The organism is Nostoc sp. DSM 114159 (genome assembly GCF_053470285.1).
In genome coordinates, this window is record NZ_JBPFEH010000001.1 from 5,301,426 (window position 1) to 5,316,845 (window position 15,420).

The window sequence follows — 15,420 nt, forward strand, 5'->3', positions numbered from 1 at the left end:
TAGAAAGCTATGTCTCGTCAACTAGCAGTAATTCTTGAAGACGAGGGTGCTTGTAGCTTGCCCTCAGATATGATTTAAAAAATGAAGGACTTATTTTTGCTAATAACTTGCCTGTAGCTGATAGCAAAGGCTAAAATATCGCTTATTTAAATAATTTGAGAACCTTAATGAGCAACGACCAAGAACAAAATGATATACATTTTTTAATTCAACAATTATACACAAGTCAGGATAAGACAGTTATTAAACAAGCTGCTGAAGGTCTTGGATTTACTGGTAATAATAATTCAGATAGTATAACTGCCTTAATTCAATTAGTGTGTACAACACCAGATGAACCAACACGTTGGATAGCAATTGAGAGTTTAGGTAAAATTGGCAATGGCAATCATGATGTTATTCAAACTTTGATTAGCCTATTAAGCACATCACGCATACCTACTCGAAGAATAGCAGCTCAAAGTTTAGCGAAAATTGCTGCCAGCAATCAACAGGTTATTGCCGCTTTGGATAATTTGGCACAAAGTTCTAAAGATGAAGTGACTCGTCAAGCTATAGCTTATATTCTGGGGCGGATTGGTAAAGATAATCAACAAGCAAGTAAAACTTTAATTTATTTAATAGATAATAGTCAAGTTTTGTACACTTGTCAGAAAGCTATTGAAAGTTTAAGTAAAATTGATAGCGGTACTCAAGAAACTATTAAAGACTTACTTAATCTATTACAAAAACAAGCAAACAATGATATAAAAATTCGTATACTTCGGATTTTAAGCAAAGCTGCTATTGGCAATGTAGATGCTATTAATGTACTAAGTAATATCTTACAAGATCATAATTTAGATGAAATTATTAAGAATTCAATTGCTCAAACTTTAGAAAAAATTCATCCTAATAATCAGCTTAGTATCAGCAATATTATTCAAATAGCTGAGAATGGACAAACTGAAGATGAACGTCGGGCTGCTATTAGTAATTTAGGTAATGTTAGTGTTGGTAATTTAGAAGCTATTAATGCTCTCATTCGCTTATTACGTAATACTCAAGACGCAAAAATGTTAAGATCATTAATTTATAGTTTAAGAACAGTTGGATTAGGTAATACTGATGCTATTACGGCTTTAATCGAACTACTTGATACAAAAAAAGACTGGCTAACCCGCGTCTATATTATCGGTAGTTTAAGAATGGTAGGTGCTGATAATCCGAAGGTACTTGATACGTTAATTAACTTGGCATATACAAGCAAAAACTTAGAGGAATGTCGCTCTATAGCCAGCGATTTAGGAAAAATTGCTATTAGTAATTCAGATGCAATAAACGCTCTACTCCATTTATTACGCACTTACAATGATGACGATATCTGGTACTTAGCTACTAACAGTATTAGTCAAATTGCTATAGGAAACGAAGATGCTATAAATACTTTAATTGAACTTTTAGAAAGTGTTGATAAAAAACCTACTGTATTCTGGCAAACAATTAATGTTTTAGTAAAAATTGGTGTGGGTAATCTAAATGCTATTGCTACTATAAGAGATATTTTAGAACTTAGCCAAGATGATGAAACTCGGCAATTTGTTTCAGATTTATTAGAAGAAATTAGTTTAAACTAATATAGCTTTCTAGTAACATCTAAATTATTTTAATATAGACATCATCATTTCCTGAAAGGAACGATATCTAAAAGCCCCTGGTAGTTTATTACCAAAATCCCAAGCTTCCCACTCTCCATCGGGCGTAATTACCAGAGGATTTAATAAATAAATATAACCATCACAGTCACTACTAATTTGTAAGGCAGTTTGCATATATTCACTGCGAATATTAATACAGTCTTGCTCTTCTCCATACACGAAATATTGCTCATTTGGTATAGATGGAGTTTCTTCAATGTCAGATGTCCAAATATCTATCCATTCCTGATTTCTGGCAGCAAACCAATCAACTTCTTCTGTTGAATAAAATTTTATGCCGTACTTCCAAGTAGAACACAACCCATTACTAGTTTTGATAAAATCTCGATAAGATGGGGGTAAACTTACCCCTAATCGAGCTTCTGTTGAAGCAATTTGGTCATCGGCTGCTCCTGAGTAACCTAAGTAACCAGATTCAATAACTTCTGGTGGTAACTCTAATTTTTGTATTTCATCAAGTGCTTCAATATGCTTTCGACTCCATTGCTTGATATAGCTTTTCCAATCAAAATCTATCATAACTTTATCTGTAATATTTTATTTGATTAATAGTTTTACAAAATTACTTAAACTATTAGTAACTATTTAGTTTAAGCAATATGCAACAATCATATTATTAAACAGTAATAAACATAAACATAACACAAAATCGCATTCCTCCCGCGCAAGAAGTAAGTTGCAAGGTATTGGCAGCCCTAAACCTTTACCATAAGTGATTGCCAGCCTTTACTTTAGAGCCGTTGCTTAAGTGCCCTTTCTTACATCAGGGTGGCTTGAAGCGTGAAGAGTATATGCTCTACTCTTGGGTAAGGAAATAATAAAACCAATATGAATTTCCTTCCCCACATGAAATATGCACGCGCCGCTTTTTCTACCATTCGTGCTAGTTCAGCACCGTTACAGTTGATGGTTTTGTTGAGGATAATCGACCATTCTTTGTCGGTCAGGCGATCGCCACCATTGCAGTATCGCTCATCAACTTGGCCTTTTTCTCGTTAACAGTTCATCTGTGTTACTCAATTTGGGGTACAATCGTAAGCCTGCCAAGAAATGATGATGCTTGCTGACAGGAGATGCTTCTATGGCCCGGATGTATTATGACGAAGATGCCAATTTAGACCTTTTGGCTGGAAAAACTATTGCTATCATTGGCTATGGTTCCCAAGGTCATGCCCACGCTCTCAATCTCAAAGATAGTGGTTTGAATGTGATTGTGGGACTATATCCGGGTAGTAAGTCAGTTGCAAAAGCTGAAGCAGCTGGGTTAACTGTGAAAAATGTTGCCGATGCCGCCAATGCTGCTGATTTCATCATGATTTTGTTACCTGATGAAGTCCAAAAAACGATTTACAAAAACGAGATTGAACCCAATCTAGAAGAAGGGAATGTCTTAGCTTTTGCCCACGGCTTCAATATTCACTTTGGGCAAGTTGTACCACCGGCTAACGTCGATGTGGTGATGGTTGCACCAAAAGGGCCGGGGCATTTGGTACGGCGGACTTATGAAGGTGGGGAAGGCGTACCAGCGCTGTTTGCAGTTTATCAAGATGCCAGTGGTCAGGCACGCGATCGCGCTATGTCTTATGCTAAAGGTATCGGTGGTACTCGTGCCGGTGTTCTGGAAACTACTTTCCGTGAAGAAACTGAAACCGATTTATTTGGCGAACAAGCAGTATTGTGCGGTGGTTTGAGTGCTTTAATCAAAGCCGGATTTGAAACTTTGGTAGAAGCTGGTTATCAACCAGAATTGGCTTATTTTGAATGTCTGCATGAAGTCAAGCTGATTGTTGACTTGGTTGTAGAAGGCGGTTTAGCCAAAATGCGCGACAGTATTTCTAATACGGCTGAATATGGCGATTATACCCGTGGCCCGCGAATTGTCACCGAACAAACCAAAACTGAAATGCAGAAGATTCTGGGCGAAATTCAATCTGGGCAATTTGCACGAGAATTTGTTCTGGAAAACCAATCTGGTAAACCAGGATTTACCGCCATGCGTCGTAAAGAAGCTGAACACAAAATTGAGGAAGTTGGTAAAGATTTACGGGCTATGTTTAGCTGGTTGAAAAAAGCTTAAGCACTTAAGTTGTGGTTTCACTAGTTTAAATACACAATTGCTTAGAAGCAGCACAGTTTTGACCTCACTTCCATTCCTCTCTCCTAAGAGGATAGAGGTTTTGAATCTTACTCCCCTTCCCTAGTAGGGAAGGGGTTGGGGGTTAGGTCTGTATTGGACTCAACTGCAAACCGCTATAGTATGTGACTGAGGCATATTCTGTTAATCTTTGACATCTTGAACAATCCGAAAACCAGCGTGCTGATAAAAATTTGGACGGAACCAGTTGCGATAATATTTTAAAGCTTCTGTACCATTAGTTATCCAACATCCTCCTAACATCATTTGATGTTTATCATCAAAAAATATCGCAGAATTATCTTCATAAAGAAAATGAGGCTGATATCCTGGAAGCGGGTTTAAGTTATTACTCAACCATTCCCAAACATTCCCACGTAAATCATACAATCCCGAAGAACTTTTGGCTGTTTCTAACATCCCAACAGGACTAGGGGAGCCAAATTTGAAATTGAGATTATAATTTTCTACATCATCTAATAAACTATTACCATAAGTTGCTAAATGGTATTCTGCTTCACTCATTAAGCGAGTATTTTTCCCTTGCCAACGACAATAAGCCATTGCTTCATAATGATTGACTTCCACAGGCCAATCTAGGGGTAAGTCGATTTCATCAAACATAGCTCGATATTTGTAGCTACCATTTTCATGTAACCAAAATTTGGGACTTTGAATACCGTATCGAGTTTTCCAATTCCAAGATTCTTCATCCCAATATTCTTGATTTTTGTAGCCACCAGCTTTTACAAAATAAATAAAATCGGCATTGGTAATCAGATATTTGCTGGCTAAAAAGGGTGCAACTTCAACAGTGCGATCGCCATAATCAATATCCCATCCATAAGTTGAATCATCTAAAGCTTTACCAAGTTTTACTACCCCACCAGCAACTTCGATCGTTTCGTTCTGAGGAGTGTAACCATTAAAAGGAGCATATTGCCAATTTTGAGGACATTTCACTCTCTCAATTGGTAGTTGACGAATTAACATCGAAGAAGTTTCAATGTGAATACGCTGGTGTTCAATCCCCATCATTAAAGCCCAAAGAGGATGATTGGGATGAATTGGCAAAGTAATTGGGATGGTTTTAATTAGTTCAGAAATTACAGAATATGCTTGTTCTCGATACTCCCAAGTTTGTGCAACTTGCGGCCATTCCAGATGAGCGATCGCTGCATTCAACTCTTCTGGTTTTTCTGGATCTACTCCAATTTCAAACAAAATCTCATACTCTGGATTGAGGCGTTTTTCTAATAACCCTACCTGAATTAATTTATTGATGTAGAAAACAGCCGAATGTCCCAGATAAAAAATTAGAGGATTTCTCAAAGGGTCAGGATTGAGATAAAATGTCTCTTCCCCAACTAGACTTTTCAATAATATATCTTCCAGTTGCCAAGCATTCTCAAAGTAATTGAGGATCGCTTGGTTATTACAACTATCAAGTTTTGGAGGTTTAGCAGATTGTAGACTATTCATGGTCTAATTCCTATTAATGAACAATAAAACAAATTATTTATAATTCCGATTTTATTCCTGAATTTACTTGCATAAGTAAAAAATACAAAAAAAAACAATATGTACTAAGTTTTTTGAAAAAAAATACTAATCTTATCGGATGTGTTAGACACAATAGGATTTAAGCAGAAATCAATAAGATTCTTAAATATGACAGATTTATTATTTAATAGCAATACTTATTATTTAATATTAGTTTTTTAAATAGTACTAAAACTGCATCGATTTAGTGTAGTAAATCTAGGGTTTTGAATAATTTAATACTTGTTGAATAATTAAACTCTCAGCCAAGAAATCATTCAGTGGTAATCAATATAACTACAGCAGATTGCGGGTAAGTGTAGTACACACTATTCGTCTCAAAGTTAGAAATAAAGGCTATTTTACTTTTGAATTCTGTTATATATGATTAAATATAAAGACTCTTGAAAACTATTTATTACCAATGAAAAATTACAACTCTCTAAAGAGGGTTTTATTTGTCTTAACTTATTTAAAATTAAGGGAAAAATAATTGTAAGTTGAGTAGTGAAGCCCTCACTACAAACCTTTAATTGTTTGCATCGTCCTACTCAGGTGGGTAAAGTAATGACTACAATGCAAGATACATCTCCAATTATTATTGCACACCGAGGTGCTAGCGGCTATCGTCCAGAACATACTTTAGCTGCTTATGAATTAGCGATCGCACTTGGGGCTGATTATATCGAACCTGATTTAGTTTCCACTAAAGATGGTATTTTAATTGCTCGTCACGAAAATGAAATTTCTGAAACCACCGACGTTGCAATTCATACAGAATTTGCTCACCTGCAAACCACTAAAATAATTGATGGCGAATCAAAAACTGGCTGGTTTACTGAAGACTTTACCTTAAAAGAATTGAAAACACTACGAGCTAAAGAGCGAATTCCCCAACTGCGATCGCAAAATACCACTTATGATGGACTTTTAGAAATTCCCACGCTGCAAGAAATCATCAATTTAGTCAAGGTTAAAAGTGGCGAAATTAATCGGACGATTGGCATTTACCCAGAAACGAAGCACCCAACTTACTTTCAATCTATTGGGTTAGCCTTAGAAGCACCCCTACTTGCAACTTTAACAGCCAACGGTTATCAGGGAGCTAACGCACCTGTTTTTATCCAGTCTTTTGAAGTCGGTAATTTACAAGATTTATCCACAAAGACTGATTTACCTCTAGTGCAATTGCTGAATAACAGTGGTAAACCTTATGATTTTGTCGTTAGCGGCTGCGAACGCACTTATGCAGATTTAGTCACAGCATCAGGTTTAGCAGAAATTGCCAAATATGCACAAGCGATTGGGATTCACAAAAATTTACTGGTTCCTAGAGACAACAATGGTAAATTGCGTTCGCCTACATCATTGGTGATAGATGCTCATGCGGCTGGTTTGCTGGTTCATGTCTGGACTTTCCGCAATGAAAACTGTTTTTTGCCATTGGATTTTCAAGGAAATCCTCAAGGTGAATATGAACTATTTTTCAGCTTAGGTGTTGATGGCGTATTTAGCGATTACCCAGATACGGCAGCTTGCCACCGTACTCTTCAGTGGTAATTTGGTAAGGGAATAGAAAATCACGGCAAGATAACATGGTTTTACTTAAGTGGAAATCCTGTATAACAGCAATAACTTTCACCGCAATCAGTCTGACTGGATCTAAGTCGGCATTGGCGGTATCTTTATACTCAGTTACTGACTTAGGTAATCTTGCAGGAAAAGCCTACAGTTATGCTACAGACATTAATGACTCAGGTGAAGTAGCGATTAATTCTTTGGACAGTTCTTTTTTTTACAGTAATGGTTCGGTCAAAAAAATTAGTCCGTTACCTGGCGATAATGTACTTGCAGTAAGTGGTATCAATAACTTGGGGCAAGTAGTTGGTAATTCCATCGGTAAGACCGACGGTGATAATAACGTCTTTATTTACAGTGATGGAATAACGCAAAATACTGGTCTTAAAGGCATTCCTTATGCCATCAATGACTCAGGTGAGGTAGTTGGCGGTACAACTGGTGGCGGTATATTCCCAAAACTTGCCTTTCCCAACGGAGCCGCTTTCCTATACAGCAATGGTACGACGACTATTATTAACAATAACTTAAAAGAAAATTATGTTGCCTATGGCATAAATAATCTAAGTCAGGTAGTTGGCATTTTCGGTTCTTCCGGCCGAGCCTTTTTATCCGACAAGGGTGTAATCACTAATCTCGGTACCCTCCCTGGTGACAGGTACAGTCAAGCAAATGATATTAATGACTCAGGACAAGTAGTTGGTAGTTCGGGACTCACTGGCGTAAATGATACTCGTGCTTTTCTGTATAGTTCCAGCACGGGACTCCAAGACCTCGGTAGGTTACGTCCTACAGATTTGTTTAGTACTGGTTTGGGGATCAATAATTTAGGTCAAGTAGTCGGGTTTTCTGGTACTAACAATAACTTTTTTGCCGCAGACGGCAATGGTTTACGGGCTTTTCTTTATAGTGATAACACTATGTACGACTTAAATAACCTGATTGCTCCTGGCTCAGAGGGTGGCTTTACCTTAACAGCGGCATCTGCCATTAATAATAAGGGACAAATTGTCGGTCGTGGTGCAGTTAATGGTGAATTACACGCCTTCCTCTTGACGCCAATCTCATCTATCTCTGTAGCTGAACCAACTTCAGGTGTTCCTATTTTGTCGTTCGGCGCTGGTGTAATTTTATTTGCAGCACTTAAGCTAGGGAATAGGGAACAGGGAATAGGGAACAGGGAATAGGGAATAGGGAATAGGGAATAGGGAATAGGGAATAGGGAAGAAGGAATAAATGTGTACTGAGTTTTTTCACGCAATCAAATACGAGTCCTATATAACAAAGAAGTTAATGCAATAACTTCAGGCAGACAAAATGATTACTTGGGAATATGGATTTATAAAAATGCTGGTTGAAAATCTTTAAGGATATGTCTCTAAGCCACGCTTCGAGACACATCTGTACTTTAAGCAAGGGATAGCATCACTTAAGTTGTTCTTTATTTTCACAAACTAGTCATCACCTGAGCTAATTGATTAGATAAATCAATTACAGACTCCTGAGATTTTTTAAATAAAACTCCAGCTAAAAAATAATAATCGCCAGAATAAAATGCCATCTGATTTTTTTGGAGTTTTTCGATGTGCTTCTTCACTTTTGGGTCAGAGCTATAGTAGCCGAACTTTAAAGGTAAAACCATGAAGTTTTGAACATAATAACCATTTTGTTTTGCGATGTTCAACGTATTGATTGGATTAGAAAAGCTAGATATTAAAACCAATACATTTTCATAACCTAACGATAAAAGCTCGTTGGTAACTGTGGCTCCATCTACACCCCCAAACAGAAGCGGCATATAAATGTCGTTATCTGGTGCGGGTAGATAGGGTGGATTGGCTACAAGATACTCAGCATCGGGTTGAGAAGAATTAAACAAAGAAGAGTTGTGGATAATGTATTTATTAGTAAGATTGTATTCATCGATGGTTGAATTTGCGACTTTCCATGCAGAAGTATTTAATTCAAATCCCTGGATGACTCCATTAAATTTGTTTCTCAATAAGGAATTAATTACAGGGCTGCCATCTCCTGAACCAAACTCTACAATAGATTCAGAATTTTTACAATTTCTGATCACAAAGCTTTCTAAACAATTTGAGTAGAAATTAGATTCTTCAGGACAAAAAAAGATATCTTTCATTTGATTTAATTTCCAGGTGTAAGGTATAATCAATGTAATAGGTGGTTGTTTGTTACCTTGTATTCAGGCAAAAAAACTTTTCCTTTAGCAAAGGATTGCTAAAGAAATCTAAGCACAAGTGAATTAGCAATAAAATGATTTAAGGATGTCAAATTAAAAGGCTAATAATAACTTGCTATTTTTGATTTTTTAGATTGCTTATACAAATAAGGCGGCTTATTCTGCTTCGCGTATCAATCGCACAACAGCACGAGCAGCGCGATCGCCCATTTGTTTTTCTTGGTCATAGCCAAGCAGCAGTTCCCACGCATCATTGGGATATCGTTCTGCCAAAGGCAAAGCTACATCATCTAACATCCAACGACCGTGGCGTTCATCTTCCTTGATGTGTAGTTCCCAATAACCCATCGCCGCCTCTGATAGTTCCAATCGTTGCGCCGCCGCCAGATAGTTTTTGTAAGCCGCAGGGCCAGCCACTTCAAAATATGTCAACGCGCCACTGTAACGTAGGAAATAGCGTTTGCGATCGGTAGTCAAAAAGTTATGATTATCGCAAGCTAAAACTTCCCAAGGCACTAAATCGAAGTATCCTTCTGGTTCAGTGTTCATTCCAAACTCAGCCAGCATTTGAGCAAAAAAAGTCGAGTGCTTGCGGGCTAAACGACCATTGCCGTATTCTTCTAGTAGTACTCGCACCAGCGTACACTGCACTTCATTAGCAGCACCACCCAATACATAGCAAAGACGGCTACCTTCCACCAAACCATCAAAGGAACCGATCGCTAGCAAGTGACGATAACCAGCTTCAGTCATTTCTTCACGAATGTAGCGGCTATTCTCCGACAAAGGCGGATTTAAATCAGCAGATGCACGCTCAATTAAAGCTTGTTTGACATCGAGTTGTTGTAGTGCAGCCACATCGATTTGTGCTAGTTCCCACTGTTGCCAAGCAGCTTCAATTTGGTTACGACAAGATTGCAAATATAGCGATCGCTCATTGTTATAATGCCGCAAATCGTCGTACCAAAACAGCTTTAGCCGATTAATTCGATAAAGTATCCGTTGGAGAAAACGGTGAGCCTGTTCATCAGAGCGATCGTTTCCATAAGCAGCCGCAATTGCCATAGAGAGCGCCTGTTCAAAGTCACTAGCTATTGAAGGTTTTGCATCTAGTTGACGATCCAAATCCTCCATTGCTAGCAGTTCTATAAATTGCTCTTGGGCACGGTCGTATTTGGTAATTGTCCTTTCTTTAGTTTGCGTGCTATTTTTCGCAGCCTCAGTCTTAGGAAATATAACTAAATTGCTTTGCATGGAATCTTCGGTACTTTGGAAAAGTGAGAAATTACTTTCACCTCTAATATCTAAGTTTCCACACCAGTAGCTTTCTGTACCTCTTTCCCTGGTTATAAAGAAAAATTAAGTTTCAGAGGTAAGGGGCATTGGGCATGGAGAAGAGACAAGGTAGACAAGGAAGAGGGGGGAGACTTGGGAGAGAGTTGTTCAATAATTCCCCCTTGTCCCCTTGTCCCCTTGTCTCCTTGTCTCCCCACTCCCTCACTCCCTCACTCCCTGCTCCCCCTGCCACTCCCTACGGCACTCCCTTCTGTTGCTCGATCGCTTTACTAGGCGGAATCTGCTCAAGAGGAATCAGTGCTTCGATCACCGACTTCACAATTGGCGCGGCGACAGTAGAACCATAAGCACTTTCTCCTTTTGGCTCATCCACCAGTGCAAACACTACATAGCGAGGAGATTCCACGGGTAAAATAGCCACGAAACTGGTCATTCTCGCCCCTTTGATGTATCCGCCATTGGGACTAGCTTTTTGGGCTGTACCAGTTTTACCAGCAATGCGATATCCCGGAATTTGTGCCGGCTTACCGCTGCCTTGAGTAACAACAGTTTCCATCATTTCCACAACCTTTTGAGTTGTTGCGGTTGAGAAAATTTGCCGGGGGATAGTATGAGTGGGTGAATCATGCATCTGCCCTTTGCTATCAATCAACCCGCGAACTACATGGGGTGTAACTAATTTACCGCCATTAGCTAAAGCACCGTGCATTTGTACTAGCTGCAAGGGTGTCATAGAAAAGCCTTGTCCAAAGGAAGTAGTAGCTGCTTCAATTGGCGAAGCGATAAATTCTTCTTGACTTTTGAGCCTTCCGCCGACTTCAAAAGGTAAATCTGTATCAACTTTTTGTCCTAGTCCTAAACGTTCTAACCAGTTGTAATAAATTGAAGGCTTTAAACGTTGGATAATTTGCACCATGCCAATATTGCTAGAATATTGCAAAATCTGAGCGATGCTGATTCGCCCATTACCATTATTCATGGCATTTTTGATGGTGTAATTAGCGACTCGAATCGAACCGGAATCATTAAACATATCATCTGGTTTGATGATGCCATTTTCCAGAGCGATCGCCACATTCAAAGGCTTAAAAGTCGATCCCGGTTCATAAAGATCCGCTACTGTCCAGTTTTTAAATAGTGAAATATCAGATTTAGCATATTCATTAGGATTATAAGTAGGCTGAGAAACCAGCGCCAGTAAGGAACCATCCAATGCATCCATGACAATTACCGCTCCACGTTTGGCGGCAAACTTCTGCATCTGTTGTTTGAGCGCAATCCGAGCAATTCGTTGCAGACGGCTATCGATAGTCAGTTGTAATCGCAAATCGTCAAAATGCAAAAAACCTTCGGGCGCGCGATCGGGCATTAAGTCCCCATTTCCCGACCGACTGAGCCGTACCGTTTGCACAGGACGTTCTAGCAACTTCTCTTGAGAGTATTCCACACCAGCTTGACCGCGGCGGTCAATGTTCACGTAGCCCACCACATCAGCAACCAAATCATCTGGCGGATAATATCGGGAGTATTTTTGAGCCCACTCCAAGCCATTTAAACGCAAAGAAATGACGCGATCGATAATTTCTTCTGGTAAGGCTGGCGCAAGTATAATTCCGCTTCTTTTGCTTTCAAAAGTTTTCACCAATTCAGCAGTATCTTTTGCCAAAATTGGCGCAAGTCGCTCTGCCATCTCTTCATTAGATTTATCAAACAGCTTGGGGTGAGCGTACAAAGTATATACAGGGCGGTCAATAGCCAACAGATCGCTATTGCGATCTACCACTGGGCGACGGGGCATAAAAGGTCGCACATTCACCATTTGTTGGTTGCGTGCATACTCAGTTAACTTTGGCCCCTTGACAATTTGGAGATTATACAAGTTAATGGCCAACCCCAACCCTGATGCCATTAATACGCCCCAAACGATGAACAGTCGGGACTTAGTGTTGGATGTTTGGTCTTGCATACTAGAGGCTAATTTTCCCAAAAGCCCTCGTTTATAACCCTTTTGTTGGCTTGTGAATGCTGGATTTTGAAACTTTCTGAATTTTGTTCTGCTTGGTGACTTCTGCATTGGGTTCGTCCTTTGTCCTCTCTTACAAAGTTAAGCCACTGCGTTGGACGGGTCTCCCGGCTTGAAGCAAGTGGCGTCTGATGCCTGCGGCGGGCTACGCCAACGAAGGAAACCTCCGCTCAACGCCAGTGACGCTCCTGCGTCGCTACCGCTGACGCTCGAGGACTTGCTCTAAGCGAAGCCATGCCGTTGGCGCAGCCTCTCGTAGAGAAGGCTTTACACTTCGCTATCGCTAACGCACAAGTCGGGGAACCCGCCCAAGTGACTGGCTCGACTTTGCGCTTTGTCTGTTGCCTTTTGTGATTAACCAGAAGTCTCAGTCCTAATGACTAATGACTAATGACTAATGACTCTTAGAGATTAATATCCCAGTGGCGAGAGTGTATGCGCTTGGGTTTCAGAATTTGGCGTTGTGTTAGGCGATGCTGATTTAGGACTCCCAGATGCGGGAGGCAAGAAAATCACCCCTTCAGGAGTTGGTGATACCAGCCCTGCTGTTGGTTGTTCTGCTTCATTAGCCATTTTATTTTTCAGCGTCGCGTTGGTTGTCGTTAGCAGCCGTTCGTGACGTTGGAGGTTTTGCAGTCTGCGATATGACTGACCCCAAAGCTCTTGAGAATAGACTGTCCAACCATAAACAGCAAGTGTCGATGCTACTAACAAGAACGCCACAACTGACGAATAACGATGAAAGGTATACAAGCGCAACAACCACAAAGGTGCAGTTCCAGAATTAGGCATTGTGGGAAGCCCAAGAAAACCTTCCTCCGGACTCTTTTGGTTCGCATTCAACTGTTCGTTGAGTGGTAATTGTTGTCTACCCAACTCTTTCACCGATTTAGCTATAACTGCCTTATTTGTGGGAGAAACCGCTAAATTTTTCGAGGAACGCTGTTGTCTTGAAGACGATACTGGTGTAGAAGCACTCCCTGCTGCTGACTCCATAGGCGCAGAACGTCGCCTTCCTAAAGAAAGGATAGAATCTCGCCGGAACCAATTACCCCTTGTAGAAACAGTAGATTTACGAGCAACTACCATAAATTTTTAAATTTTTTAGATGGAAAATACTGCATTTTTAGATTGATTGTCTTTTTTGCTAAGGTTTAAATCACCTTCTGTGCAACCAGCACACATAACAGACTATACCTTTTAACTTTTTTGATAGGTAGCTGTATCAATGTTTGCATCGCCTAGATATGCAATTGCAATCAGCGATTAGAAACTGGACAGCTTACCTTTTAGGTATCGCACCTAAAGTATGGCAACGTCAGGTAGCCAGATGCAATACTCTGTGAAAAAAATAAAATTTTTTGCTATCATAGCTCCGTTTGCTAAATAAGTTGGTATTTTTCGTTTTGCTCCTGAGTTAAGAGAAACTAATCAGGATACGTAATTCCAAAAACAATACCCCAAAGGAATGTTTTTTTTAAGTATGTAATCTCGCAGAATTTAAAAAAAGCAATAAATACGGTATCGTATTCAACAGGCGAAAAATTGTTCTAGCCACAATTGGTGAAAGAGGAGTTATGAAAACAAAAATCTTTGGTTTTGCTTTAATGTTAAGTCTGGCTGCAATTCTTGGGGCCTGTGAAGGTGGTGGTGGTGATGGTGCTGGTACTGCTACTCCAGCCGCTACAGGTGAACCAACTGATGCACCTGCTGTTAAGACTACTCCTGCCGCTACCCCAGCAGCAACTCCCGCAACGACTCCCGCAGCGACTCCCGCAGCGACTCCCGCAGCGACTACTCCCGCTAAACCTAAATAAGGCATCTTAAACTTTAGTTTAAATAGCGCCCAGAACTACTTAGTGACAGCATTCCTCACTACATAGCTCGAAATATCGCTCGAATTAATTGGATTGACGAAAAAACCTCATTTTTATGCTGGTTTATCAAAGCCGAGAGTCTGCTCAAATCTCAACTAAGTAGGGCAGGAAGTAGAGGACACTGGTAAAGAGTGCTGAGTTCCTAGTTCCGAGTGCTGAGTTAAAAGACCGCCCACGTTCGCGCAGCGTCTCGCAGAGAGGGGCGGGGCTTTTGCTATACTGCAAAAGTACTGAGTACTCAACTTCAAAACTCAGCACGGGCTAAACGCCTTGCTACCGCTAACAGCACCAGTATGGTAAAGAGGGTTATGTCCTTTACCAAGTGTCCTTCTGAAAGTCCCGCCCGCTCAAACGTTGTTCTCAGTCCAAGGGAGTTGAGTTAATCTAAGCTATTTTGTTAGGCAAAGACTTCTCTCATTTGGCATTTTAAATTACTTATACTACTGAGTTGTGAGAGGGTAAAAAAATTTATCGCGATCGCTGGCAATTGCTCTTGAGCATTCCTGTAGTCTATTCCGTATCAGGAAAGACTTGGTAATCTCCCTTGATATTGCCAGATTTTTATTGGGAAAATTTGGGTATAAGAAAAACAGATTTTCATCCTGCGTTGTGAACGTAGTTCAGGAGATGAGGAGAGTTAAAACGAGAAAATCTATAAAATTACTCAGCTTAATAGTAATTAGTGCTACTTTGATTTTTTTAAGTAACTATTGGAGATCGGCAGCAATAGCATTACCGCCACCAGAGGATACACCAGAAGAAATATTACGGACAAAGATTATTATAGAAGCGCGATCGCCTATTGATGGAAAATCCCTAACAGCTGCTGAGTATATTCAATTGCAAGCCCAGCTGCAAGAAGTCCCGCCACCAAAACTAGACCCCAAAATTCGAGAACAGATTTTCTTGCTTCGCTTACGTAAAACCTTATTGCAGTTTTTTCCATTTTTAAATTTTTGATAAATTCGTCATTAGTCATTAGTCATTTGTCATTTGTCAAGAGTTATTCTCCCCCGTTCCTCCGATCCTGTGCCCCCACTTCGGCTACGCTCAGTGACCACCTGCTCCCT

General features: G+C 39.9%; 13 protein-coding genes. 7 read left to right on the top strand and 6 right to left on the bottom strand.

Translation table 11 applies throughout. The annotated features are described in order from the left end of the window. Nucleotides 1-167 precede the first annotated feature (167 nt). Nucleotides 168-1,616, top strand: coding sequence for a HEAT repeat domain-containing protein (locus ACR5KR_RS21980; protein ID WP_448268023.1), 1,449 nt, complete (start codon nt 168-170; stop codon nt 1,614-1,616). A 24-nt stretch (nt 1,617-1,640) separates the two neighbouring features. Here the strand turns inward: ACR5KR_RS21980 and ACR5KR_RS21985 are convergent, their stop codons facing one another. After that, nucleotides 1,641-2,216 (bottom strand): SMI1/KNR4 family protein, encoded by a 576-nt coding sequence (locus ACR5KR_RS21985; protein WP_448268024.1) that lies wholly within the window; start codon nt 2,214-2,216, stop codon nt 1,641-1,643. Nucleotides 2,217-2,525: 309 nt separating this feature from the next. On the opposite strand from ACR5KR_RS21985, the gene ACR5KR_RS21990 reads away from it, so the two are divergent. Both ACR5KR_RS21990 and ilvC read left to right on the top strand, forming a co-directional pair. After that, the gene (locus ACR5KR_RS21990; protein ID WP_448268025.1) at nt 2,526-2,696 is read left to right on the top strand and encodes a hypothetical protein; all 171 of its coding nucleotides are present in this window, start codon (nt 2,526-2,528) and stop codon (nt 2,694-2,696) included. Between the two features lie 82 nt (nt 2,697-2,778). Further along, nucleotides 2,779-3,774, top strand: a complete 996-nt coding sequence (ilvC, locus tag ACR5KR_RS21995) for a ketol-acid reductoisomerase (protein ID WP_448268026.1) — start codon at nt 2,779-2,781, stop codon at nt 3,772-3,774. A gap of 201 nt (nt 3,775-3,975) precedes the next feature. Here ilvC and ovoA read toward each other — a convergent pair whose 3' ends face one another. Next, entirely contained in the window at nt 3,976-5,313 is a 1,338-nt protein-coding gene (gene ovoA, locus ACR5KR_RS22000) for a 5-histidylcysteine sulfoxide synthase (RefSeq protein WP_448268027.1), read from the bottom strand. A gap of 627 nt (nt 5,314-5,940) precedes the next feature. Between ovoA and ACR5KR_RS22005 the strand changes: the two genes are divergently transcribed. Further along, on the top strand, nt 5,941-6,933 hold the full coding sequence (locus ACR5KR_RS22005; protein WP_448268028.1) for a glycerophosphodiester phosphodiesterase: 993 nt from the start codon (nt 5,941-5,943) through the stop codon (nt 6,931-6,933). Between the two features lie 35 nt (nt 6,934-6,968). Continuing rightward, nucleotides 6,969-8,138, top strand: a complete 1,170-nt coding sequence (locus ACR5KR_RS22010; protein WP_448268029.1) for a DUF3466 family protein — start codon at nt 6,969-6,971, stop codon at nt 8,136-8,138. Between the two features lie 260 nt (nt 8,139-8,398). On the opposite strand, the gene ACR5KR_RS22015 is transcribed toward ACR5KR_RS22010, so the two are convergent. From ACR5KR_RS22015 to ACR5KR_RS22030, 4 genes are all read right to left on the bottom strand, one after another. Then, the gene (locus ACR5KR_RS22015; protein WP_448268030.1) at nt 8,399-9,094 is read right to left on the bottom strand and encodes an SAM-dependent methyltransferase; all 696 of its coding nucleotides are present in this window, start codon (nt 9,092-9,094) and stop codon (nt 8,399-8,401) included. A gap of 216 nt (nt 9,095-9,310) precedes the next feature. Then, on the bottom strand, nt 9,311-10,408 hold the full coding sequence (locus ACR5KR_RS22020; protein WP_448268031.1) for an iron-containing redox enzyme family protein: 1,098 nt from the start codon (nt 10,406-10,408) through the stop codon (nt 9,311-9,313). Between the two features lie 277 nt (nt 10,409-10,685). Beyond that, on the bottom strand, nt 10,686-12,524 hold the full coding sequence (locus ACR5KR_RS22025; RefSeq protein WP_448268032.1) for a peptidoglycan D,D-transpeptidase FtsI family protein: 1,839 nt from the start codon (nt 12,522-12,524) through the stop codon (nt 10,686-10,688). A gap of 360 nt (nt 12,525-12,884) precedes the next feature. Beyond that, complete coding sequence (locus ACR5KR_RS22030) at nt 12,885-13,562, bottom strand: hypothetical protein (RefSeq protein WP_448268033.1); 678 nt, start codon at nt 13,560-13,562, stop codon at nt 12,885-12,887. Between the two features lie 488 nt (nt 13,563-14,050). Between ACR5KR_RS22030 and ACR5KR_RS22035 the strand changes: the two genes are divergently transcribed. Both ACR5KR_RS22035 and ACR5KR_RS22040 read left to right on the top strand, forming a co-directional pair. Further along, the gene (locus ACR5KR_RS22035; protein WP_445630505.1) at nt 14,051-14,290 is read left to right on the top strand and encodes a hypothetical protein; all 240 of its coding nucleotides are present in this window, start codon (nt 14,051-14,053) and stop codon (nt 14,288-14,290) included. A 687-nt stretch (nt 14,291-14,977) separates the two neighbouring features. Further along, nucleotides 14,978-15,310 (top strand): hypothetical protein, encoded by a 333-nt coding sequence (locus ACR5KR_RS22040; RefSeq protein WP_445630504.1) that lies wholly within the window; start codon nt 14,978-14,980, stop codon nt 15,308-15,310. The last annotated feature ends 110 nt before the right edge of the window (nt 15,311-15,420 follow it).

Excerpts from the sequence above, each read along its gene's own strand:
- ACR5KR_RS21980 (WP_448268023.1), top strand. The coding sequence starts at position 168 with ATGAGCAACGACCAAGAACAAAATGATATACATTTTTTAATTCAACAA.
- ACR5KR_RS21985 (WP_448268024.1), bottom strand. The coding sequence starts at position 2,216 with ATGATAGATTTTGATTGGAAAAGCTATATCAAGCAATGGAGTCGAAAG.
- ACR5KR_RS21990 (WP_448268025.1), top strand. The coding sequence starts at position 2,526 with ATGAATTTCCTTCCCCACATGAAATATGCACGCGCCGCTTTTTCTACC.
- ilvC (WP_448268026.1), top strand. The coding sequence starts at position 2,779 with ATGGCCCGGATGTATTATGACGAAGATGCCAATTTAGACCTTTTGGCT.
- ovoA (WP_448268027.1), bottom strand. The coding sequence starts at position 5,313 with ATGAATAGTCTACAATCTGCTAAACCTCCAAAACTTGATAGTTGTAAT.
- ACR5KR_RS22005 (WP_448268028.1), top strand. The coding sequence starts at position 5,941 with ATGACTACAATGCAAGATACATCTCCAATTATTATTGCACACCGAGGT.
- ACR5KR_RS22010 (WP_448268029.1), top strand. The coding sequence starts at position 6,969 with ATGGTTTTACTTAAGTGGAAATCCTGTATAACAGCAATAACTTTCACC.
- ACR5KR_RS22015 (WP_448268030.1), bottom strand. The coding sequence starts at position 9,094 with ATGAAAGATATCTTTTTTTGTCCTGAAGAATCTAATTTCTACTCAAAT.
- ACR5KR_RS22020 (WP_448268031.1), bottom strand. The coding sequence starts at position 10,408 with ATGCAAAGCAATTTAGTTATATTTCCTAAGACTGAGGCTGCGAAAAAT.
- ACR5KR_RS22025 (WP_448268032.1), bottom strand. The coding sequence starts at position 12,524 with ATGCAGAAGTCACCAAGCAGAACAAAATTCAGAAAGTTTCAAAATCCA.
- ACR5KR_RS22030 (WP_448268033.1), bottom strand. The coding sequence starts at position 13,562 with ATGGTAGTTGCTCGTAAATCTACTGTTTCTACAAGGGGTAATTGGTTC.
- ACR5KR_RS22035 (WP_445630505.1), top strand. The coding sequence starts at position 14,051 with ATGAAAACAAAAATCTTTGGTTTTGCTTTAATGTTAAGTCTGGCTGCA.
- ACR5KR_RS22040 (WP_445630504.1), top strand. The coding sequence starts at position 14,978 with ATGAGGAGAGTTAAAACGAGAAAATCTATAAAATTACTCAGCTTAATA.